We start from the raw sequence: 21,532 nt of genomic DNA, 5'->3' as shown, positions 1-21,532 counted from the left end.
ATTGTTATTTATAAAGAACAAACTGCTTTTTTAATTGTTTATGTAAGGGACCAATTAACACTAAAGTTAAAAATATTCCTATTGCTGCAACAATAAAGAAATTAATGTATCCCCAATTATCAATAACTATACCACCAAATAATGGGCCCAAAGCTCGCCCGATCGATGAAGTAGATAAAGTAAGTCCTTGATACTTTCCTTTACTACTAGTTGGTGACAAATCATTAATGTAAGCTGGAATTGCTGGCATTGCTGTCGCTTCACCTAAAGTTAAAGTAATCATTGAAAGAACGAAGTGAAAAAAATCTTTTGCAAAGATTAAAGTGATAAATGAAATAGCAAACATACTGATACCAAATACTATCTGGTGAAATAGCGTTTTAAAGATATTAGGATATCTGCTCATAAAAATCTGTATAACTACAATAATTCCAGCATTAATAGTCCATAAAAAACTATATAGATGAAAAGGAATCCCTAATGAAACCATGTAAACTGATAAATTAGATTCCCAGTTCATATACATCAACCAAATAATGCCAATAGTTATAAATAACCCAAAAGTCATTTTGAAATTATTCATAGGCATTTTTTCATACTTGATTTTTTGCTGATTATGAATCTTAGCAGCCAATCTTTCTTTGTGAAATTGAATTGATGGGCGATAATTTAAAATAGCATTAATACTTACACCAACAAATAGCAATGCAGCAATGACGAACAGCATCGTAATTGAGTAATCATATAGATAACCTACAAATAAAGTTCCTAATACTACACCTAAATTTTGAGCAAAAAATAGCATATTAAAAACATAGCGACTTGGATGCGAATGTATACTAGTAGCAATTGAATTGATTAAAGCACCATTCCATCCAGCAAGAAAACCAGTTAATGTCATCCAAAACCAATATATAGGCCAACTATGATTTAAGGCAATACAAAATAAAACTGTAGCATCAATACTAGCTCCAGCTATTAATAAATAATAAGGATTATACCTATCATAAGCCCATCCAGCAATAACTGAACCAACCATATTAGCCAAACAATTGCATAAGATAACAATTCCTACAATAGCTAGCGAAACATGTAAATTTTTATTCAAATATACTGAGGTTAAGGGCCATATAAAACTTGCACCAATCCAATCTAATAGTTCACCCAGTAAAAGCCAAACTAAATTAATTTCATCTCTTGGCCGTGTGCCGTGTGCCGTTTTCATTTTTTCCTCCAAATAAATCTATCTTAATTTAAGTTTAGCAAGAATTTTACCTTTTTGCACTAAAAAAAGAAGTAATCAATACTCCATGTACCAAATTACTTCTTATCTGACAAGTTTGTCCCAAATAACGACATGTCCAGCTGCAAATGACTTTTGAACATCAATAATTCGTTGATTGCTTGAGCCTCTAAATTGTAAAGTTAAATCCTTTAATGGATCTAAAAAACGTCCATCAACTAAGATATCTATCTTCGACAACATTTCTTTTTTGTCGTCTGTTTCCAATTGCAATTCATCCCAAGTATAGCCAGACCAAGACCAAATATCTTTATCATGACCAAACTCTTTTCGCATCCTATTAATCAATTTCAGACAAACCCAAGTATTTAAAAATGGTTCACCACCTAATAAAGTCAATCCCTGTACATAAGGTTGAGCAATATCAGCTATAATTTTGTCTTCTAATTCTTGAGTATATGGCATACCATAATTAAAATTCTGAGCAGCTAAATTATAACAACCAGGGCAATCAAACAAACATCCACTAACATAAAGTGAGCACCTAACGCCTTCACCATCAACGAAATTAAAAGGTTTATAGTCAGCAATTTTATGTTGGGAATATTTTTCTGAAATCCACTCCTGCGGTTTAGGATTCTTGGGGTGACGTTGTTTGGTATCAATATATTTAGCTTTTCTACGTTTTAGCCGATATTGATTGGAATCAACAAATAGCGTATCTCCACCAACATTGACCTTAATTAAATTACTTCTAATATCAGGCCCATCTTGTTTGTTTTTATCACGCTCAGGCACAATAAATCCCCTTCTAACACTTGATTATTTATTATCGTTAGCTAACTTTTCTTCCATTCGATAACTCATATGTTTTTTGCGATGAACAATTTCCTCGTGTCTACCATGTACCATCGGACGTTTTAAAGGATTTCCTAAATAACCACAAGTTCTCTTTACACAATCACAACTTTCCGGATCATGATTTCCGCACTTAGGACATTGAAATCCCTTAGCTGTAGCTTCAAATTCTCCTGCAAAGTTGCATTTAAAGCAACGATCTATCGGTGTATTAGTACCTAAATAACCTACTTTATCATATGCATAATCCCAAACAGCTTCCAAAGCTTTAGGGTTCTGTCTTAAGTTAGGATATTCACAATAATGAATAAAACCACCTGCAGCATAATGAGGATATGGAGCTTCAAAATCTATTTTTTCAAAAGGTGTTGGATGCTTACGTACATCATAGTGGAATGAATTTGTATAATATTCCTTATCTGTAATGTCTTTAACAATACCAAATTTGGCAGTATCCAAACGACAAAATCTATCAGTCAAACTCTCACTAGGTGTGGAATAAACACTATAGTGATAGTGATTTGGATCTTCTTCCTCCCACTTAATGCAAGCATCATGCAATTTCTTAACAATATTAATTGTAAATTGGTGAGCTTCTTCATTGTGTTCCCAGCAGCTACCGTAAAAAACTGTACCTACTTCATATAAACCGATATAACCTAATGAGATAGTCGCTCTCTTATTTTTGAACAAATCATTAATGTCACCATCGGCAGGCAATCTTTTGCCAAAGGCACCATTTTCATACAAAATAGGAGCATTATCAGGCTTAGCTTGTCTGCACCTATCAGCTTTAATTTGTAAAGCTTCATGAGCAGTTTGAAGACGTTCTTTCAAAATAGACCAGAATAGATCTATGTCACCCTTAGATTCCATTGCAATTCGAGGCAAGTTAATAGTCACAACTCCTAAGTTCATACGACCAGCGTTGACTTCTTTGCCATTTTCGTCTTTCCAACCTTGCAAAAATGAACGACAACCCATCGGTACTTTAAACGAACCTGTGATCGCAACTATCGTATCATACATCAAAACATCAGGATACATTCTCTTGGTTGAACATTCTAGAGCAAGTTGCTTGATATCATAGTTAGGATCAGTTGGATTTAAATTAAGTCCACGTTTTAATGTAAAGACCAGTTTCGGAAAAATTGCTGTACGACTTGTCCTGCCTAACCCTTCAATTCTAATCTTTAAAATAGACTTTTGAATTTCACGTTCAAACCAATCAGTACCTAAACCGAAACCTAAAGTAGTAAATGGAGTTTGACCCTGAGTAGAGAACAAGGTATTAATCTCATATTCCAATGCTTGCATTGCATCATAAATATCTTTTTTAGTACGTTTTTTAGCAAAGGCTTTAATTTTTTCTTGATCATCAAAAAATTCAGCAGCTTCATCAAGATGTTTTTGATAATTCTTCCGAGCATATGGAGCTAAAACTTCATCCACTCGATCAGCTGAACAACCACCATATTGGCTTGAAGCAACATTGGCAATAATTTGTGACATATGTGCTGTCGCCGTTTGAATAGAATGTGGTGATTCGATTTCAGCATTACCTATTGTGAAACCATGGCTCAACATTTCTTTGAAATCAATCAAACAACAGTTAGTCATTGGACTTAATGGAGTGTAATCTAAATCGTGCCAGTGAATATCACCACGTAAATGTGCTTTAGCAATATGCTCAGGCATCAAAGTTAAACCGATCGTCTTACCTACTGTTCCAGCAGTTAAATCACGTTGAGTAGAAAAAACACGTGAATCTTTATTAGCATTTTCATTAACAATAGTTGGATCATGCTCAAGCAAGCGATGCAAACGATCCGTAGTACCTGTCTGACGCACGAAATTTGCTTCATCTTGCTTACGATAATCAATATATTGTTGGGCAGCTTGCGTGAACCCCATCTCTCTCAAAACTCTAACAAAAGCAGAAGCGATTTCAACAGTTGTAACATTTTCCTTGCTAGCCAACTGGCTTAAAATTGCAGACAAAATAACCTGCTCATTTTTAGCTAAACCTAAATTGTCTATCACCATTCTTAACTTATAAAGAGCAAAATCATAAACACTACCATCTCTTTTAGTAGCTTTTAATGGTATTGATACTTTAGATGTAATTATTTTTGCTTCACGCTGCTTCAACATAATCTATGTCTCCCTCATCAATTCATAATATCTATTCTAGCAGAATAAATGGAAAAAACAATGAAAAAGCACAATATCTTGTGGTTAAGGCTGCAACTAATTGCATATTTAGTATCTGGAATCCTTGTCAGTCCTATCTCCAACATAAATTCAAGCAAAAAAAATCTAACAGATTTTTTCAATCCGTTAGACTCTAATTTTATAAATTAAAATATATAATAACTATATTCTATTTGGTCTTTTAGTAAATAAATAAATAGCAATAAGTATAATTAAGGCCACTATAAAAATTACAGGCACCAAAGCTAAGGAAAAAGAAGACATTATAGATGATATATTGTCCATCTTAGATATGGGATGTATGACTGCAATTAGTACAACAATAGCTGAGAATAAATCACCCATAAAAAGAAGTATTTTAGATTTTAAAGGAACAGAACCACCAGATGTTTTTCTTAATAACCTATATATTTCTTTGCTATAAGCAATCACTATAAAGTATACGCATAGTAAGCAACCTTGCATTATTGGACTTAACATAATAATTTTCTCCTTTATAATTTTAAAAATGCTGTTCTTATTTTTTTGTAAGTGTTTTCTATATCTAATATTATACTTTGTTCATGGTATAAATACTATTAAATCAAAAAATAATTTCTTAACATTATAAAAAAGAACTCCATAAATGTGAGTTCTTTTTTTATAAGAAGTGTATCTAATTAAAGTGGTAAAGCCATATAAGCTAATGATGCAAGTATTGCACCAACAATTGGGCCAAAAATAGGAACCCAAGCATATGCCCAATCTGAACGTCCCTTATGACTGATAGGAAGAACAGAATGAGCTAGGCGAGGAGCTAGATCACGGGCCGGATTAATCGCATACCCAGTGGGGCCACCAATGGATAAACCTATACTTACAATTAAACCACTAACAATTAATGGGTTTAACCCAGCCGCTAAATTATTTTTAGCAAAGGTCATTACAGCAAATACCAAAACAAAGGTGCCAATCGCTTCAGTTATAAAGTTATGAAGATATGATCTAATCGCTGGTTCTGTTGAGAAAATACCTAAAATTGTATCTGAATCTGTAGTTTCTTCAAAATGCTTATAATAAGCTAACCAAACTAAGATAGCACCTATAAAACCACCTGCAAGTTGGGCCAAAATATAAGGCAACACGCTAGACCAAGGGAGAGATCCTTTAACAGCAAAAGCTATTGTAACAGCTGGATTAAGGTGAGCTGGACCTAAGATACCTGATGCATAGCTACCAACCATTACTGCTAATCCCCACCCTAAAGTAATTGCTAACCAACCAGCATCCTTACCTTTTGATTTAGCCAAGCAATTGTTAGCAACAATTCCATCTCCAAGTAAGACTAGCAAACATGTTCCAAAAAATTCACCCAGAAGTTCATGTGTTAGCATAATTATTCCTCCTTAGGCTTATTTGTGTTCTTTTAAAGCAATTAAATCATTATCGTATAAAGCTTTTTGTAAGTGATCCATATGATTTTGTTTTTCTTCATCTGACCAGCCAAAGTATTCTTGCATAATATTAAGTACTGGATCAATCAAACGATCCATCTTATCACGCATAAAGAGCATGTAATTAGTACGACGCAAGAAATAATCATTTGGTGTCAAGACACATTCATTGTCTAATGAATAGAATAACATCACAGTTTCAGCTAAGCTCATTCCTTCAACTGCTGGAACTTTATCTACATAAGCGTATACTTGTGGAGCATTAGAGCCAAAGAAGGAAGCTAAGTAATATGCATCTTCACGCTCTAAGCCACGAGTAACTCCCATTTGAGCATAAGCATCAAAAGCACTCTCTATGTCATTAGGATTAATTTCACCGCCAGAAACCGGGTAAGTCTTAGAATTAATTAATTGATAATGTTTGTCATAATTTTCGGCTAACAATTTAATAATTAATTCCATGGCTCCAGCTGCCATTTTACGATAATCAGTAATCTTACCACCAGCAAGAGTAATTAATCCGTTATCATCTTGTTCCAAACTCGAACCCCGAGAAACTTCTGATGGGCTCAATTCTTTTTCAGAAAGGGATCCTTGAAGGTTGGTAATGGCTTTTTCCACATCATCTCGGGTTTTATCTTTTTTGAGGTAAGATTGCACTGTATCAATTAAGCCATTAAAGCTATCATCAGAAATTTTACCATTGTCGCCACCATTATAATCTGATGCTGCATTACCAGCAATTAATGGTCGAAGCCCTGCCCAAGAAGATTCTATATCATCTAAAGTAATGTTAGCCTTTGGGAAGCGATTATTCACAGCTTTTAGTAACTAATCAACATCTGCTTGTGTAACTGTTGGATGTTCAAAGTCGCCGTGATAATCGGTATCAGTAGTTCCAAAGTAAGTTTTCTTTTCACGAGGAATAACGAAAATCATACGACCATCATTGTAGCCAGAGTCAAAATAAATAGGCTGAGAAACTTCCAATTTAGAACGATCAATAACGAGATGAACACCTTTAGTAGGACGCATCATTTCAATCGGATGCTCTGGCTTATTCAAATTACGAGTCTTATCAGACCAAGGACCAGTCGTATTAATAACGTATCTGGCATTTATTTCAAATTTTTTACCATTAAGAAGATCTTCAGCAACAACCCCATTGACCTTACCATTCTCATCAAAGGTATAATCAACAGCCTTGACACGATTAGCAATAAGAGCCCCATCTTGGTTGGCACGCTTGATATTTTCAACAACTAAACGAATATCACTATTATTAAAGTCAAGATATTGACCACCACCTAATAATCCTTCTTGCTTTAAATTAGGTTGATGCTCTAATACCTCTTCCTTGGTTAACATAGTATTAGCAAATTCAGAATTAGAATTAATCCCGGCTAAGGAATCATAAAGATTCATGGCTACTTTCAAACGGAACATAGAGAAAGTTGAACCTTCTTCATCATAGATAGGCATCAACATTGGATCTGGCTTAGGTACATGAGGAGCAATTTGTTGCACCACAGCACGTTCGCCAACTGTGTCAGCAACTACTTCAACGTCAAAATTCTTAAGGTAACGTATACCGCCGTGAACCAATTTAGTTGAACGGGAAGATGTTCCTTCTGCAAAGTCTTGCATTTCAATTAATCCAGTTTCCAAGCCACTAGCTGCAGCTTGCAAAGCAACACCTGCACCTGTAATACCACCACCAATAATTAACAAATCTAAGGTACGGTCTTGTAATTTTTCAATTGCATGTTCTCTTGTTTGATAATTAAATTTCATGATTATTCCTCCACTATATCGTCTTCAATTTTACTAAATACTTGTGTCGCTTTTACTGCACGCTGCCAGCCCTTATATAATTGTTCTTTTCGGGCATTATTCATAGTTGGGCTAAATCGTTGACCAACAGCTTCAAGGGTCTTTAACTCATCAATATCTTCCCAAAAACCAACAGCTAATCCAGCTAAGAAGGCTGCTCCTAAAGCTGTAGTTTCTAGATTTTTGGCCCGGTCAAGTTCAATCCCTAAGATATCTGATTGAAATTGCATCAGATAATTGTTCATAGTAGCACCACCATCTACTTTCAAAAGATGGATATTAATGCCTGTATCTAATTCCATTGTATTGATGATATCTCTCGTTTGATAAGCTAAAGATTGTAAAGTTGCTTTGACAAAATCCTCTCTAGTTGTTCCACGTGTAATACCAAAAACAGAACCCCTAGCATTATAATTCCAGTATGGAGCACCCAACCCTGTAAAAGCAGGAACAACATAGACTTCATCGTCATTAGTTGAATCCTCAGCTAGCTTTTCAGATTGGGAGGCCTTCTCAATTAATCTCATACCATCACGTAGCCATTGAATAGCAGATCCTGCAACAAAAATAGAGCCTTCAAGGGCATAAACAACTTTTCCACCAATCCCATAACCAATGGTAGTTAACAGGTTATTTTTAGACAGCTGAAAGTCTTCACCCATATTCATGACAATGAATGCACCTGTTCCATAAGTATTTTTCACCGTCCCAGGTTCAAGAGCAAGTTGACCAAAGAGAGCTGCTTGTTGGTCACCTGCCATCCCAGCAATAGGTACTTTTGCACCGTAGAAGTGGAAAGGCTTAGTATAACCATATATTTCAGAATTCGATTTTACTTCTGGTAACATAGCTTTAGGTATATTGAGCAATTTTAGGATCTCGTTATCCCAGCATAAGTCTTTAATGTTATAAAGCATTGTTCGTGAAGCATTCGTATAGTCTGTAATATGAGCTGCACCATCTGTTAATTTCCAAACAATCCAACTATCAATAGTTCCAAAAAGCAATTCACCTTTTTCTGCTCGTTCTTGTGCACCATCTACTTGGTCAAGAATCCATCTAATTTTAGTAGCTGAGAAATAAGGATCAATAATCAAACCGGTCTTATCACGTATCATATCCTTATATCCTTGCTGAATCAGACGTTCAGCAATAGGTGCAGTTTGTCGAGATTGCCAAACAATGGCATGATAGATAGGCTTACCAGTGTTCTTATCCCAAATAACAGTCGTTTCACGTTGGTTGGTAATACCGATCCCTTTAATTTGAGCTGGCTTTAACCCACTTTCAATAAAGGCTCCCGCAATAACCGATTGAACAGAATTCCAAATTTGATTAGCATCATGTTCTACCCAACCTGCTTTAGGGAAAAATTGATCAAATTCTTTTTGATATGAACCAACTTGTTCTCCTTTATGGTTATAAATAACCGCACGAGTCGATGTGGTTCCTTGGTCAATAGATAAAATATAATTATCTCCCATCATTTTACCTCCTTAAAACCTTCTCTCTTAACGATTTTTATTATAAAGAAACCGCATACATAAAAAGCCTCATCTTTTTTCAATTACAGAAAAAGTATGAGGTTTTTCAAATAAATAATTCTTAAATTTAATATAAAAGATTTCTAAAAATCAGTTTTAATTGGGTAAAATCATAGGTCATCGATGAATTTTTTAAACGATAAACTTGCACACTGTTCTTTTCAGGAAGATTAACGTTTGTAATAACAAGATCGTAATCTAACCACTTTTTTTGATCAAAAGTTTCAAAAGTAATATATGGTGGTTGCTCTAAAGTCTTTTGTAGTTGCAGACGTTGAATACTATTTTTAATAGGGTCTCCCAGTAAAAGAACACCAATTTTATGTTCTTTACACGGCGGTAAGTTCAAATAATCAACCAATGTATTCAAAGTTTCACTTATTGTTATAGTTATATTATTTGCTTTCTTAAATTTACGCTTAAAAATGGTTTCCATTACTATTTTTACCATTGATAAGCATTTAGGATCTGCTACCAAAGGCTTCTGCAAAATAGCACCTTCAAAAAAATAAAGTTTAGTGCTACTTTGTCCAAAACAGTAAAGGACTTCTTCACGCATCACTGCTTGTCCTTTCTGCGTTAAATTCTTGACTTGATTCAAAAAGCACTGACTGGCTTTCGCAATCGGTCCACCAAAGCCTAAAAGACGTTCATTATTAGAGTAATCCAGTAAATCCATAGATAAAATAAAAGCCATCAAAGCATAAATCTCGCCTTCATCTAATTTCAACGAAAACTGGATTAAATAACGTAGCACTGCTTGATAAATACGATCAAAGAAAACTACTTCTTGATAAGGTTTGAAGCGATTAATCAATTGACTATAATCTTTATCTTTTTGACGCCATCTTTTTTGACTAATCCCTAACCACAAAGACAATTTTTCTCTTTGAACTAAAGTTAAGTTAGTACTTAATCTATGTTCAAAAATTGCTAGTGATTGATCTAAATTAGCGTCATGTTTCAATCGAAAAAGTTCATTATCCGGATAAAAATGACGGTAAAATTCATAGTAAAAATACCTGACTTGTTCTTCAGGGCCGTACCACATACCATTTTTAATTTGAATTGAAAATTCTTTTAAAGCTTGATTTAGTTGCACTAATTGACGAGATAAAGTAGCTTCACTAATCATTAAAGTACTAGCCATCTGATAATTACTTAAATTAGGATGGTTAAGTAGTAGCTCAATAACGTGGACAGATAAACTATTTCTAATAAGTGGCCAACAAAGATCTTTAAAACTAAGAGTTGCATCTAAGATTATCCGAATGGTCTCAGGATTAGTACTGATGCAAGCTTCAAGTTCTTCTTCTTGATACATTTGGTTAATTTCATCAAGATATTTAGTTAATGTTTGTTTGGAAATATCTACTTTATCCATTAATATTTTCAAACTTATTGGTTGACTTTGTTCCAGAAGAATATTTAAAATTTGATAACGCAGAGCGGACTGATTATCTAATAATGCAGTCACTAGCATAAATGAGCCTCCTTCTGGCGAAGACTTTTGTGGTGATATAAAGCCTTATATAAGTCAAACTGAATTAGAGATTTTCCTGAATAAAACGGTGGTGCTTGCACCAAAAAATCATCTTCCGAAAATTTAGCTTGTAATCCAGTCATTAACAGAGCTAGTTCTGCCTGTAAAGGAGCTAAACTAAGCCATTGAATGCCTAAAATTTGACCATCATCAGCTTTACTAATAATAAATATTTGTCCACCCTTTTGCGACACATAAGTGCTTGTGAAGGTAACTATCCCTTCTTCTTCAGCTGAACTGGCGGTCATCCCTAAACTTAACAAGTTGTAACCATAAAGTTTGCTATATAAGCAAGTTTCACTACTTGGTAAAGCCTTAGTAGGAACTATTAAATTAGCTGCGGCTATGCTCCCACTAGTAATACTATGTTGAATTGAAGGCCAATAAAGCGATTTTCGATGCAAACCTACAGGAATTTGAATAAGGTCACCAACTGCAAAAGTGTGCTTCAGTGATGTCGCTAAATATTCGTCTACAGCAACACTACGATCAGCTAATAACGCAATTTGATTTTCTACTAAATTAATATTAGGAGTAAAATTAGTAGCAAATTGAACACAATCACTAAGATAGGTACTGTTATTGGTAATTACCTTATAAGCGATTGTATCATTAACAGGTACTATTTTATTCACAAGTTCTCGCTTATAGACATTAACTCCATGAGATACCAATAATCTTTCGACTGCTTGACTAATCGGTTTGTCAAGGTATTTAACGGCTAGACTAGGATAAGCTTCTAAAAGTGTTACATCTTTACCCGCTCGTTGATAAGCTTCGCAAGCTTCAATACCAATAGGACCCCCGCCTACAATAAGAACCATCTTCGCTTTTTGCAATTTTTCAAAACTTTTTAGACTAGATTCATAAGAATGTGGATCAATCAAAGCAGCTACAGGTTCTTCGGTAAAACCCTTTCCCCCCATAGCTAAAATAAGATAATCATAAGTTAGAGTCATTGAATCTCCACTAGCTTTAACATATAAAATTTGATTTGTGCTATCAATTTTGGTAACTTCATGATTTAATAAACAATTTATCCCTTTACTTTGGAGATCCTTAATAGAATAAGCATAGCCATTTTTTAAATCAGCCAATTTTCCTTTTAAGTATTCATTTAAGCTATTGGCAATATAAGCTAACCCCGTGCCTTTTTCTATTAAAGTAATCTTAGCTTGAGGATAATAGGTTTTACAGGATAGAGCAGCAGAAACACCCGCAAAAGACCCACCTATGATAACAATGTGCATAATAATCTCCTACAACTTTATTAAATAAATTTTTAATTTACATATTTAAATATGACTTTACCACTTTCATTATAAAATCAACAGTATAATGCTTTTTCTACATATCATCTTTAAAAACAAATACCCTCAAATAGTTAGATTAATCATCCAACTTTTGAGGGTATTTTTGCGATTGATTACAAACAATAAATTTTATTTTTTAAAAAAACTTCCTTTATTAACTTGATAATAAGCCTTATATCTTCCGATATATTTATAAAACATATACTTCATTAAAAGCCAACGCTTAAAACTACAATCAGCTTTATAAAATACTGTTGATCCTACTCGCTTTTTCTTCAATAAATCTTCAGCGATTTCTTTATATTCATTCTCAAAAGCATATTGCTTAAATACCTTAGTTGGTACACCCAACCATAATACATGCTTTTTAGGATCTTGATTTGCATAAACAGGATCTTGATCTTTTAAGCTATCTTCAACATAATCGTCAATATAACACTTAGCTAAGTTGCAACCATTTAATGTTACATAAAAACTTGAACGCCCCTGACGTACATTAATTTCGAAAAACTTGTATTCATGATCACGCTCATCATATTTAATATCAAAGTTGGCCATACCAACATAGTTAATCTTCTCTAGAAAAGTTTTTACAGTATTATATAAATTCAGATTATACTCTGGCAAAATTGCTACATAATTGCCAATAGACTGCGGTGTTGGATCTTCTAACAATGGATGACCCAAACACATCATCTTCACCTTGTGGTTTTTATCCACATATGCATTGAGAACCCGCATTTTCGAATCATCACCAGGGATAAAGTCCTGCAAAATAAGATCTTCTTTATATCCGTGAGTATAAATTTTAGTAACAATATCTTTTAACTCAGCGGCATCATGAATTGTAAATGCCTTTTTACGACCTTCAAAACGACAATCAAGCCAAGATACAGGATCTTCTGGCTTTAAAGCAACTGGGAAACCAAAAGACATACACTTCAAATAATCATCAGTTTGATAATCAGTAATTTTAATTATTTGTGTTTTTGGGTAAGGTAAACCATATTTATCCGCAATCTTATAAAAATTCTCTTTAGAAATAAGCTTCTCTAATAAATCATAGTCAACATAAGGAATAACAAATGTCGCAGATAATTCATCTTTGTGTTTTGCTAGCAGTTCCACATAGCCATCACCGCACGCAATTAAAATAACTGGTTCAGAATGATCTTGATATTCAATCATTTTACTACGCATAACATTGATAAAAGTGGGGTCATCTTCAAAACCCGGATGAACCTCAACATCAACTATCTTAGAATAACGCGTAGCAGCTAAATGACCGGCAGCTAAAGTTTTTACTTTAATACCATAAGCCTCATGAAACGAACGTGCCATACCATAAACATTAATGTCACTCCCTAAAAGTATAGGTGTAAATTTTTTCTGCAATCAATCTCATCTCTTTCTTAAACTAATTTACCAGATGCTAATAAACTAGCAACTTCTGGTTGAACATGATTATATTTCTTTACTGTATTCTCATAGTCTACAAAAAACAACTTATACCAGACTAAAAAAGTATAAATAGTCCAAATCTTGCGTCTGTCTGAACCATCCCCACTAAAATTTTTATCCAACATAGCAAGAATTTTATCTTGATTAAAGATATTATTTACAAAATCTTCCGCAAATAAAAGTCTCACTTGCTTATAAAATTTTGGATCTTGCAACCATTGTTTAATTGGAGTTGGAAATCCTAATTTTGGTCGCTTAGCCCATTCTTCAGGTAATACTCTTTCAGCGGCTTTCCTAAGAGCATATTTTGTATCATATTTGTTAACCAAATACTTAGTTGGAATCGAATTAGCCAATTCTGCAATCTTTTTATCTAAGTATGGAACTCTAAGTTCTAATGAATGTGCCATAGATATTTTATCTGCTTTTTGCTCTATATCATTCAACATAAAGTGGTGTAAATCAATATATTGCATTTGTTTAACAGAATCAAGATTTTTAACCTTAGCAAAATCTGCTTGATAATTGCTATTAACTGTCAATTTATTTTGATATTTTGGTTGTAAAATATCATTTGCATCTTTAGCTGAAAAAATAGTCGGATAATTTATATCATAAATAACAGATTGACCAACGTAATATTCATCAGGAGAAGCTAAATTAGTATAAATATGTACTTTCCCCGGAAAATTAGGCAATTTTTTGATTCCCTTAGCCAATTTAAAACGCAAATTCTTGGGTATTTTTTTTAGACCAGAAGTGAAGACTTTAATAATATTATTATGCGTGTGCATGCCATAATTAACATAACCTGCAAATAACTCATCTGCTCCTTCACCTGAAAGGGCAACTGTAACATGTTTTCTTGCTAACTTACATAAATACCACAATGGAATAATAGACGGATTGGCATCAGGTTCATCCATATGATACTGCATTTCTGGAAAATCATGCATAGCTTCTTCGGCTTTAACTTTATCAGAATAAAAAGTCCAACCTTTAATATCTGCTAACGCCTTGGCTTTTGAAGCTTCATCATAAGTAGCATCATCAAAGGAAATTGAAAATACATCATCAGGATTTAACAGACTAGTCACAAAACTTGAATCTACACCTTCTGATAAAAACGATCCAACTTTTACATCAGCATTATGATACAATTCAACAGTTTCTTTCAAATCTTCATTAATTTTATCTAAAGTTTGTTCAAAGCTCAAACTATTTTGGACATATTCTGCATCCCAATATTTATGAATATCGAACTTACCATTTTTATAAGCAAACCAGTGTCCAGCAGGAAATTTATAAACGCCTTTAAAAAAAGTCTCGTTCAAATCATTGTACTGATTCATTAAATATGGTTTCACAGCTTCAACATTCAATTCTTTTTTGAAGTAAGGAAAAGCTAAAAAGCTCTTCAATTCACTTCCTACCAATAACCTACCATCATTATTAGTATAATACATAGGTTTAATACCAAAAAAGTCCCTAGCACCATATAGAGTTTGATCGTTATCATCCCATATTAGAAAAGCAAACATCCCTCTAATACGTTTTAACAAACCATCCATACCCCACTCTTCATAGCCATGCAATAATACTTCTGTATCAGTTTTGGTCGTAAAAGTATGGCCACTATTAATTAATTCTTCTCTAAGTGGTTTGAAGTTGTATATTTCACCATTAAAAATAACAGCTCTGCTTTTATCCTCATTAAAAATAGGCTGACTACCACCACGTAAATCAATAATTGAAAGACGCCTAAAACCTAAGGCAACCTCATCATTGGTAAATTTGCCGGCAGACGATGGCCCTCTATGCACAATTGTATCCATCATTTGTTCGATCACTTGATCTTTATTTTCTAATTGCGGATCATAAAAAGCACAAATTCCACACATTGATTATCTTCTCCTTAATTGCCAATACTATCAATTATAAGCAAAAATAATAATTAAACAAATATTTATATTCTATATACTCTCCGTTTCGATGCTGCACCATATCCAAAAACCTGCAACAACTTTTTATCTAAGTCAACATTAACTACATAACCAGCATATTCAGTTCTTTGATCTACTTGTCGATTATAACGCTGATTATATTTATTACTATCAGATAAACTTACTAATGCAGAACAATTAAATGTAATATATTGAATACTATTAATACGATATTGATCCTCTGCGTGAGCATGACCTGCAAAATAAGCAATAATTTTGCCCTTAACTACATTGGAAAAATCAAATTTATTAGTTAACGTATACTCTAAAGGCACATCATGTGAATTCAAGTACCCTTTTTCTCGTTGATTAAATGCAACCATCAATTCGTGCAACGAACGTCCATTATACTTCAAAGAATTCATACCTTTACGATCAATTGGCACAGCATGTCCCATAAAAATTATTTGCTTATTAACAGATTTTTCTAAAATTTCAATAATCTCTTGTACTTGATCTTCCCTAATAGCTAAAGTATGCTGAGTATTATATTTTTTCTTACCATTGCTATCCAAGATATAGGGAACATCGGACGTATTAATCATTATTATCCGTAAATCACCGTAGTCAAAATATGCAACACCATGTTGCCTGGAAATATAATGGATATTATGTTGGCGATACATATTTGTCCACATGATGTCTTCAAATTCTCTTTCAGGGAAAGATGGTAACATCTCATGCAAAGCATCAAACTTATCATTCTCATCATGGTTGCCCTTAATTAAAGCATAATCAATACGTTTGGAAGAAAAGCAATTTCGCAAATTAATTAGTTCCTGCTCATCAACTAATCCCGGATCCGAACCATCTATCCAATCACCTAAATGCACTTTTAACTTTAAAAATCCTCTTTCTTCAAGATAATTAAACTCTTTTAAATGAAGTAAGCCCAATCGTCCATACGAGGTTAATGAGTCAACATCTTTTTGATGCGTGTCTGTGATAATACCAATATTTATCGAATTAGTGTTAGTACGAGTATAATTCTTTACATAATTAATAAATTCATCCAAATGCTCTTCAACTATAAAACGACGCCCATTTTTTTTATTTTGAAAAGCTCGAAACCGATTTAATCTAGGTTCAAACTTTCTAACAAAAAGTGGTGCTAAATTTTCAGCTTTCTTTGGACGCAATGCTTGATATAAAATACCATTATCATTTTTATATACAATTAAATCAAAATCTTTATCCCCAGGTGTACCTTCAGGAGCTCCCACAGAATATTCGCCGACTTGCGTATAATGTTGCATTACATCAAAAATCGAATTATTTGTTATATTATTTTCCTCTGCTCTATTCTTTTTAACAATATTTTCTAAAGCTTTGGAAATATTTCTAAACATGTTCATAAAGCTACACCTGTTTTATGTAAAAAAGGGGCTATATCAGCCCTAACGAACATTAATTGCTAGCTAAAGAATGTGCAGCAATAATCAAAGAAACCACAGCATCCTTAGATAAAATCTTGCGTAAATCATCAGCAGCAATCTGTTCCACTGCACCAATAACCTTTAAACTGTAAATTAATACATTTAAATCAACACTACGATTATACCCGCCATCAACATATGGAGACTCATGATTATATGTTAAATTTATTTCATGCTGATCCACATAACCATCAACATGATTTGTTAAAATCCGATCTTTAAGTAATTTAAGTGGCTTATCCATTTGCAATATAGTTAATTTGCCATCAGACTCTTGATCATAATATTGTTCTTGTGTCATATCTATATATTCTTTAGCAGATTTTTGTAATATGTGTAGATTATCAATTTGCTCAAAAATATCTGCTACATTTATTGTTTGCTTATCAGAAATAATAATATCATGTTGAGCAGATAATTTGTCTGCTAATGATACCATAGTTAATTGCTCCATTTATATCCTCCTCTAGTTACATTTAACATTATATCAAAAAAAGTACCTTATTATAGGTACTTTTACTTTCTATTATTAAAATAAACTATTTCTTAATCTTTTCGTTATTTAAATCAGTTTTTACAATTAATACATCTGCCAAGGCGTTACGATTTACGTATTCTGTAACACTGCCCATTAACATTCTTTCAACAGCATTCATACCTGTTGCACCCATCACAACTAAATCATTATTGTGATCTTTTATAAAATCAAAAGCAATTATTCTCTTAGGTGACCCATATCTAATATGATAAGATACATCTTTAAATTTAAATTGTTCTTCTGCTTTTTTCTGTAAGCTCTTTAGATACTCTTCAGAATCATTAGTCATTTGATAAACTGTATCACCTGAAATCAAAGTATCTTGTAACTCTCCCATAAATTGACGTGTATCAATAATATTTAAAATATCTATGTGAGCAGCATTTTCCATAGCTATTGCCACTGCTTTATCAAAAGCAAGCTCGGCAGATTCTGATCCATCAACTGGAACCAAAATGTTGTTATACCCTTTTATCATAACTAAACATCTCCTACGCTATATAGTGTTTATCTTTAATTAGATTTTACCATAAAAGCCCTTACATGCTAGAATTTATAGCATATATTTCTTAAAAAATGTTATAATTGTTTTCCATAACATTTTTATAGTAAAGGGATGAACATTCATGAACAATTATCATAAAAGATTACTTAATATTAAATCTGGGCGAAATTTTAGAGAATTAGGTGGTTATCAAACACTAACAGGAAAAAAAATAAAATATCATAAATTACTAAGAACAGGCAATCTAGCAGATCTTTTACCAGAAGACACTGATTTGTTGGAAAATTATAATGTTAAATTGATCATAGATTTTAGATCCGAAAAAGAAAAAAATAAATACCCTGATATTATTCCTAACCAAGCAAAATATGAATTTAATCCTGTTTTTAGCGAGGATCTGACAAATGCTTCCAAACCAATGGAAGACCTGGAAAAATGGGCATCTAACGACCCTAATTTTGGTAAACGACAAATGTTTGCAGCATACAATGACATGATTAATAGTTCATCAGCCCAAAATGCATACAGACATTTTTTAGAATTGCTACTAGCCAATAATAACGATAACCAAGCAGCATTATTTCATTGTACTGCTGGAAAAGATAGAACAGGATTTGGAGCACTATTGATACTATCTGCTTTAGGTATTCCTTTTGATACAATCAAAAAAGACTATCTATTAACTAATACTACAACTAAAGATTTCATTAATTCTATGCTAAAAAAAGCTAAAGATGATGGTGGAAACGATAATGTAGTCAAAGCCACATATGATATTCAATCTGTTTGTGCCGAATATTTGGACTATGTCTTAAATAACATTAACAATAATTATGGCAGTATCCATAGTTATTTACGTAACACTATGAAGTTATCTCGCAAGGATATATTAGATCTTCGTAAAATCTATTTAGAAGATTAAAAAATAGTTATTTTCATACAGAGATGGTATTACATAACATATATTTATTTTAAATCCATATTTCGATATTGTATCGAAGTATGGATTTTTTAATTTGTTTTAAATTTAGTTGACCAAAAAACATTAGCCTTGTATTATATAAATCGTAATTATTATTAATTTCAAATTAACATTTAAAGGAGAAGCAATGATTGTCATTAAAAATTTAAGCTTTGACTATGTTACTTTCGAAAAAGCATCCGGGCTTAAGGGTACTATTGAAGACCTTTTTCATAGAAAGCCACAATATGTAAAAGCTTTAAAAAATATTAATTTAAACATAGAAGATGGTAGCCTAATTGGATTGATTGGACCAAATGGTGCAGGAAAAACGACCTTAACTAAACTATTAACTGGAATTATTAGCCCTAGTAGTGGTTCTGTTAATATTGATACTTTTATTCCCATGCAACGAAAAACCGAGCTCTTGAAAGAGATAGGTGTACTTTTTGGTCAAAAATCACAACTTTCTTGGGACTTACCAGCTATTGATACTTTAAATATGTTAGCTAGTATTTATTCTTTAGAAGAAAATAGATTCAAAAAACGTTTAAAAGAATTAACTAAAATGCTTAATGCTGAAGATTTAATTAATAAACCTGTCAGAAAATTATCACTTGGTCAAAGAGTTAAATGTGATTTGATTTGTTCCTTAATTCATGAACCCAAATATTTATTCTTAGATGAACCCACTCTAGGCTTGGACTTAATGACCCAAGAAAGTATTTATGAATTTTTACGTGAAGAAAATAAACGTAACAAAACAACTATTATCATTACCTCTCATAACATTAGAGATATAGAAGCATTGGCACAAAGACTGGTAATTTTAGCTAACGGAGAAATTGTTTTTGATGATAAGCTTGAAAAACTACCAATCAATATTTCTACAGATGATCATTTTATTGTTAAATATTTAGTAAATAATGAGCCAGAAAGCAAAAATATCAGCGAAAATGATCTCAAAAAATTTTTGCAAACACTCTCTGCTAATCAAATAATCTCATTAACTAGAGAAGGTATTAATTTAGAAGAAATTATTTTGGAGATTTATAAAAAAGTAAAATGACAATCATGAAAAAGTATTTACCAATTTTTTACCTTGGAATCAAATCTAGTTTAGTCTACAGAGGTAACTACTTAATCAAAATTATAACTCAAGTTTTAAATTTAATAGTTACTCTCTGGATGTGGTGCTGGTTAATGGGCAATAATGTGCACAACTTTAACTATTTAGCAAAATACTTAATTATGACCAACACTTTAAGTTTGCTATTTTCAATTGCACCGACCTTTACTTTAGCTGACTTGATTCAGTCTGGTAAATTATCTAACTATCTAACAAAACCAGTATCATTATATTGGTATCTATATTTAACTTATATAGGATCTCAACTACCTATAATTATTTTTTACCTAGTTTTAGGGCTTTATTTTAATTTAAACATTGGCTTTATTAATCTGATCTTATATCTAATTTTTTGTTCTTTTATGTTCTTTAATCTAGCTTTAGTTTTTGGTAGCTTAGGATTTTGGTTAATAAATATGTGGCCACTCAAATCAGGCTTATTTGCTATTTATTTATTATTTGGAGGGCTATATTTTCCACTATCTATGCTAGGGAAAAATATTTATTCCTGGTTACAATATAACCCATTTTCATTAGTGACAGATGTACCTGCAAAATTAATTGCATCAAACATTAATCAGACAAATATTTATTATCTAGCAGTTGCTGTTTGGCTAATTATTTTTTACTGCATATATAAAAAAACGTTTAAGCTAGGACTTAAGAAATATGAGGGTGTGGGTGTATGAGAATTCAGAAAATTATTTCAAGTATTTGGAAACAGAGTATAGAAGAATTTTTAATTTATCGTGCCACCAGTTTGATAACTTTTATCTTAGCCGTAGTATTCTTATTAATTGAATTATTTGTCGGTGATATTTATTTTTCAAATTCAGAAAATGCTAATTGGACACGAAATCAATATTTTATTTTAATTACTTTTATGAACAGTGCAACCTATATTTATAACTTTTTCTTTGTTATTGGACATGAAAACTTGGTAGAAGATATTTTAGAAGGAGAACTAGATTATAACCTGATTCGACCTGTCTATTCTTATTGGTATTCAATTGGCACACATTTAGATATTCCAAGTATATTTAATTTGATTTTATCTTTAGGATTATTAGGATATTATTTAGCCCTGGAAAATGTAGGTATTATAGGTTACGCAATAATGTTAATAAACTTGATATTAACTGCTTTTCTAATTTTCTTATTGAATCAATTGGCAGTTACATTATCATTTTGGGTTGATGGATTAACAAGTTTATTTGGCATGATTGAGGATTTGATTAGTTATGCTAGCCGTCCAAAACAAATTTTTCCAATGATTATTCAACAGATTTTTACCTTTGTCATTCCAGTATTATTGGCAAGTAATTTACCTGTTGAAATGATTTTTCATAAACACAATTATTGGTTATTAGGATATTTTATAATTATAGATATATTGTTGTATTACACTTCAAAACTCCTTTGGAATAAGGGTATCAAACATTATAGCTCAGCAAATTAAAGACTTATCTTTCAACAACTATGCTTTAACTTCTACGATGGAGCTGTTAATAATAAATT

General features: G+C 32.4%; 17 protein-coding genes and 1 pseudogene. 4 read left to right on the top strand and 14 right to left on the bottom strand.

Annotation, left to right across the window (positions count from 1 at the left end):
- Positions 1-4: 4 nt before the first annotated feature.
- The 14 genes and pseudogenes from HMPREF0520_RS02725 to HMPREF0520_RS02660 form a co-directional block, all read right to left on the bottom strand.
- On the bottom strand, positions 5-1,225 hold the full coding sequence (locus HMPREF0520_RS02725) for an MDR family MFS transporter (RefSeq protein ID WP_006729382.1): 1,221 nt from the start codon (positions 1,223-1,225) through the stop codon (positions 5-7).
- A 102-nt stretch (positions 1,226-1,327) separates the two neighbouring features.
- On the bottom strand, positions 1,328-2,041 hold the full coding sequence (gene nrdG / locus HMPREF0520_RS02720) for an anaerobic ribonucleoside-triphosphate reductase activating protein (RefSeq protein ID WP_006729381.1): 714 nt from the start codon (positions 2,039-2,041) through the stop codon (positions 1,328-1,330).
- A gap of 24 nt (positions 2,042-2,065) precedes the next feature.
- Complete coding sequence (gene nrdD, locus HMPREF0520_RS02715) at positions 2,066-4,255, bottom strand: anaerobic ribonucleoside-triphosphate reductase (protein ID WP_006729380.1); 2,190 nt, start codon at positions 4,253-4,255, stop codon at positions 2,066-2,068.
- Between the two features lie 222 nt (positions 4,256-4,477).
- A complete protein-coding gene (locus tag HMPREF0520_RS02710) occupies positions 4,478-4,795 on the bottom strand; it encodes a hypothetical protein (RefSeq protein WP_006729379.1) in 318 nt (105 codons plus the stop codon).
- Between the two features lie 179 nt (positions 4,796-4,974).
- Positions 4,975-5,688, bottom strand: a complete 714-nt coding sequence (locus tag HMPREF0520_RS02705; RefSeq protein WP_006729378.1) for an MIP/aquaporin family protein — start codon at positions 5,686-5,688, stop codon at positions 4,975-4,977.
- Between the two features lie 18 nt (positions 5,689-5,706).
- Positions 5,707-7,542: pseudogene (gene glpO / locus HMPREF0520_RS02700) on the bottom strand (type 1 glycerol-3-phosphate oxidase).
- Positions 7,543-7,544: 2 nt separating this feature from the next.
- The gene (gene glpK, locus HMPREF0520_RS02695) at positions 7,545-9,068 is read right to left on the bottom strand and encodes a glycerol kinase GlpK (protein WP_006729375.1); all 1,524 of its coding nucleotides are present in this window, start codon (positions 9,066-9,068) and stop codon (positions 7,545-7,547) included.
- Between the two features lie 124 nt (positions 9,069-9,192).
- A complete protein-coding gene (locus HMPREF0520_RS02690; protein ID WP_006729374.1) occupies positions 9,193-10,608 on the bottom strand; it encodes an AcpB/EbpR/MafR family transcriptional regulator in 1,416 nt (471 codons plus the stop codon).
- Complete coding sequence (locus tag HMPREF0520_RS02685) at positions 10,602-11,918, bottom strand: NAD(P)/FAD-dependent oxidoreductase (RefSeq protein ID WP_006729373.1); 1,317 nt, start codon at positions 11,916-11,918, stop codon at positions 10,602-10,604. The genes HMPREF0520_RS02690 and HMPREF0520_RS02685 overlap by 7 nt, the downstream gene beginning before the upstream one ends.
- 192 nt (positions 11,919-12,110) lie before the next feature.
- A complete protein-coding gene (locus tag HMPREF0520_RS02680) occupies positions 12,111-13,376 on the bottom strand; it encodes a carboxylate--amine ligase (protein ID WP_006729372.1) in 1,266 nt (421 codons plus the stop codon).
- Between the two features lie 17 nt (positions 13,377-13,393).
- A complete protein-coding gene (gene asnB, locus HMPREF0520_RS02675; RefSeq protein ID WP_006729371.1) occupies positions 13,394-15,343 on the bottom strand; it encodes an asparagine synthase (glutamine-hydrolyzing) in 1,950 nt (649 codons plus the stop codon).
- A 65-nt stretch (positions 15,344-15,408) separates the two neighbouring features.
- Positions 15,409-16,800 carry a metallophosphoesterase family protein gene (locus HMPREF0520_RS02670; protein ID WP_006729370.1) on the bottom strand — a complete coding sequence of 464 codons (1,392 nt, stop codon included), beginning with the start codon at positions 16,798-16,800 and terminating at the stop codon, positions 15,409-15,411.
- Between the two features lie 52 nt (positions 16,801-16,852).
- Positions 16,853-17,335 (bottom strand): hypothetical protein, encoded by a 483-nt coding sequence (locus HMPREF0520_RS02665; protein WP_006729369.1) that lies wholly within the window; start codon positions 17,333-17,335, stop codon positions 16,853-16,855.
- An 85-nt stretch (positions 17,336-17,420) separates the two neighbouring features.
- Positions 17,421-17,897: a universal stress protein gene (locus HMPREF0520_RS02660; RefSeq protein WP_006729368.1), complete on the bottom strand. Its 477-nt coding sequence runs from the start codon at positions 17,895-17,897 to the stop codon at positions 17,421-17,423.
- 148 nt (positions 17,898-18,045) lie between these two features.
- On the opposite strand from HMPREF0520_RS02660, the gene HMPREF0520_RS02655 reads away from it, so the two are divergent.
- The 4 genes from HMPREF0520_RS02655 to HMPREF0520_RS02640 all read left to right on the top strand — a co-directional run bounded on the left by HMPREF0520_RS02655 (position 18,046) and on the right by HMPREF0520_RS02640 (position 21,473).
- Positions 18,046-18,846 (top strand): tyrosine-protein phosphatase, encoded by an 801-nt coding sequence (locus HMPREF0520_RS02655; RefSeq protein WP_006729367.1) that lies wholly within the window; start codon positions 18,046-18,048, stop codon positions 18,844-18,846.
- A gap of 187 nt (positions 18,847-19,033) precedes the next feature.
- Positions 19,034-19,954, top strand: coding sequence for an ABC transporter ATP-binding protein (locus tag HMPREF0520_RS02650; RefSeq protein WP_006729366.1), 921 nt, complete (start codon positions 19,034-19,036; stop codon positions 19,952-19,954).
- On the top strand, positions 19,951-20,703 hold the full coding sequence (locus HMPREF0520_RS02645; protein ID WP_006729365.1) for an ABC-2 family transporter protein: 753 nt from the start codon (positions 19,951-19,953) through the stop codon (positions 20,701-20,703). The genes HMPREF0520_RS02650 and HMPREF0520_RS02645 overlap by 4 nt, the downstream gene beginning before the upstream one ends.
- A complete protein-coding gene (locus HMPREF0520_RS02640) occupies positions 20,700-21,473 on the top strand; it encodes an ABC-2 family transporter protein (RefSeq protein ID WP_006729364.1) in 774 nt (257 codons plus the stop codon). The genes HMPREF0520_RS02645 and HMPREF0520_RS02640 overlap by 4 nt, the downstream gene beginning before the upstream one ends.
- The last annotated feature ends 59 nt before the right edge of the window (positions 21,474-21,532 follow it).

This window comes from Lactobacillus iners DSM 13335, from assembly GCF_000160875.1.
GTDB lineage: Bacteria > Bacillota > Bacilli > Lactobacillales > Lactobacillaceae > Lactobacillus > Lactobacillus iners.
This window is presented reverse-complemented; position numbering and strand designations above follow the sequence as displayed.

What these genes read in the sequence shown, in the direction of transcription:
- HMPREF0520_RS02640 (WP_006729364.1), top strand. Translation starts at nt 20,700, where the DNA reads ATGAGAATTCAGAAAATTATTTCAAGTATTTGGAAACAGAGTATAGAA.
- HMPREF0520_RS02710 (WP_006729379.1), bottom strand. Translation starts at nt 4,795, where the DNA reads ATGTTAAGTCCAATAATGCAAGGTTGCTTACTATGCGTATACTTTATA.
- HMPREF0520_RS02725 (WP_006729382.1), bottom strand. Translation starts at nt 1,225, where the DNA reads ATGAAAACGGCACACGGCACACGGCCAAGAGATGAAATTAATTTAGTT.
- asnB (WP_006729371.1), bottom strand. Translation starts at nt 15,343, where the DNA reads ATGTGTGGAATTTGTGCTTTTTATGATCCGCAATTAGAAAATAAAGAT.
- glpK (WP_006729375.1), bottom strand. Translation starts at nt 9,068, where the DNA reads ATGATGGGAGATAATTATATTTTATCTATTGACCAAGGAACCACATCG.
- HMPREF0520_RS02685 (WP_006729373.1), bottom strand. Translation starts at nt 11,918, where the DNA reads ATGCACATTGTTATCATAGGTGGGTCTTTTGCGGGTGTTTCTGCTGCT.
- HMPREF0520_RS02690 (WP_006729374.1), bottom strand. Translation starts at nt 10,608, where the DNA reads ATGCTAGTGACTGCATTATTAGATAATCAGTCCGCTCTGCGTTATCAA.
- HMPREF0520_RS02660 (WP_006729368.1), bottom strand. Translation starts at nt 17,897, where the DNA reads ATGATAAAAGGGTATAACAACATTTTGGTTCCAGTTGATGGATCAGAA.
- HMPREF0520_RS02705 (WP_006729378.1), bottom strand. Translation starts at nt 5,688, where the DNA reads ATGCTAACACATGAACTTCTGGGTGAATTTTTTGGAACATGTTTGCTA.
- HMPREF0520_RS02670 (WP_006729370.1), bottom strand. Translation starts at nt 16,800, where the DNA reads ATGAACATGTTTAGAAATATTTCCAAAGCTTTAGAAAATATTGTTAAA.
- HMPREF0520_RS02655 (WP_006729367.1), top strand. Translation starts at nt 18,046, where the DNA reads ATGAACAATTATCATAAAAGATTACTTAATATTAAATCTGGGCGAAAT.
- nrdD (WP_006729380.1), bottom strand. Translation starts at nt 4,255, where the DNA reads ATGTTGAAGCAGCGTGAAGCAAAAATAATTACATCTAAAGTATCAATA.
- HMPREF0520_RS02650 (WP_006729366.1), top strand. Translation starts at nt 19,034, where the DNA reads ATGATTGTCATTAAAAATTTAAGCTTTGACTATGTTACTTTCGAAAAA.
- HMPREF0520_RS02645 (WP_006729365.1), top strand. Translation starts at nt 19,951, where the DNA reads ATGACAATCATGAAAAAGTATTTACCAATTTTTTACCTTGGAATCAAA.
- HMPREF0520_RS02665 (WP_006729369.1), bottom strand. Translation starts at nt 17,335, where the DNA reads ATGGAGCAATTAACTATGGTATCATTAGCAGACAAATTATCTGCTCAA.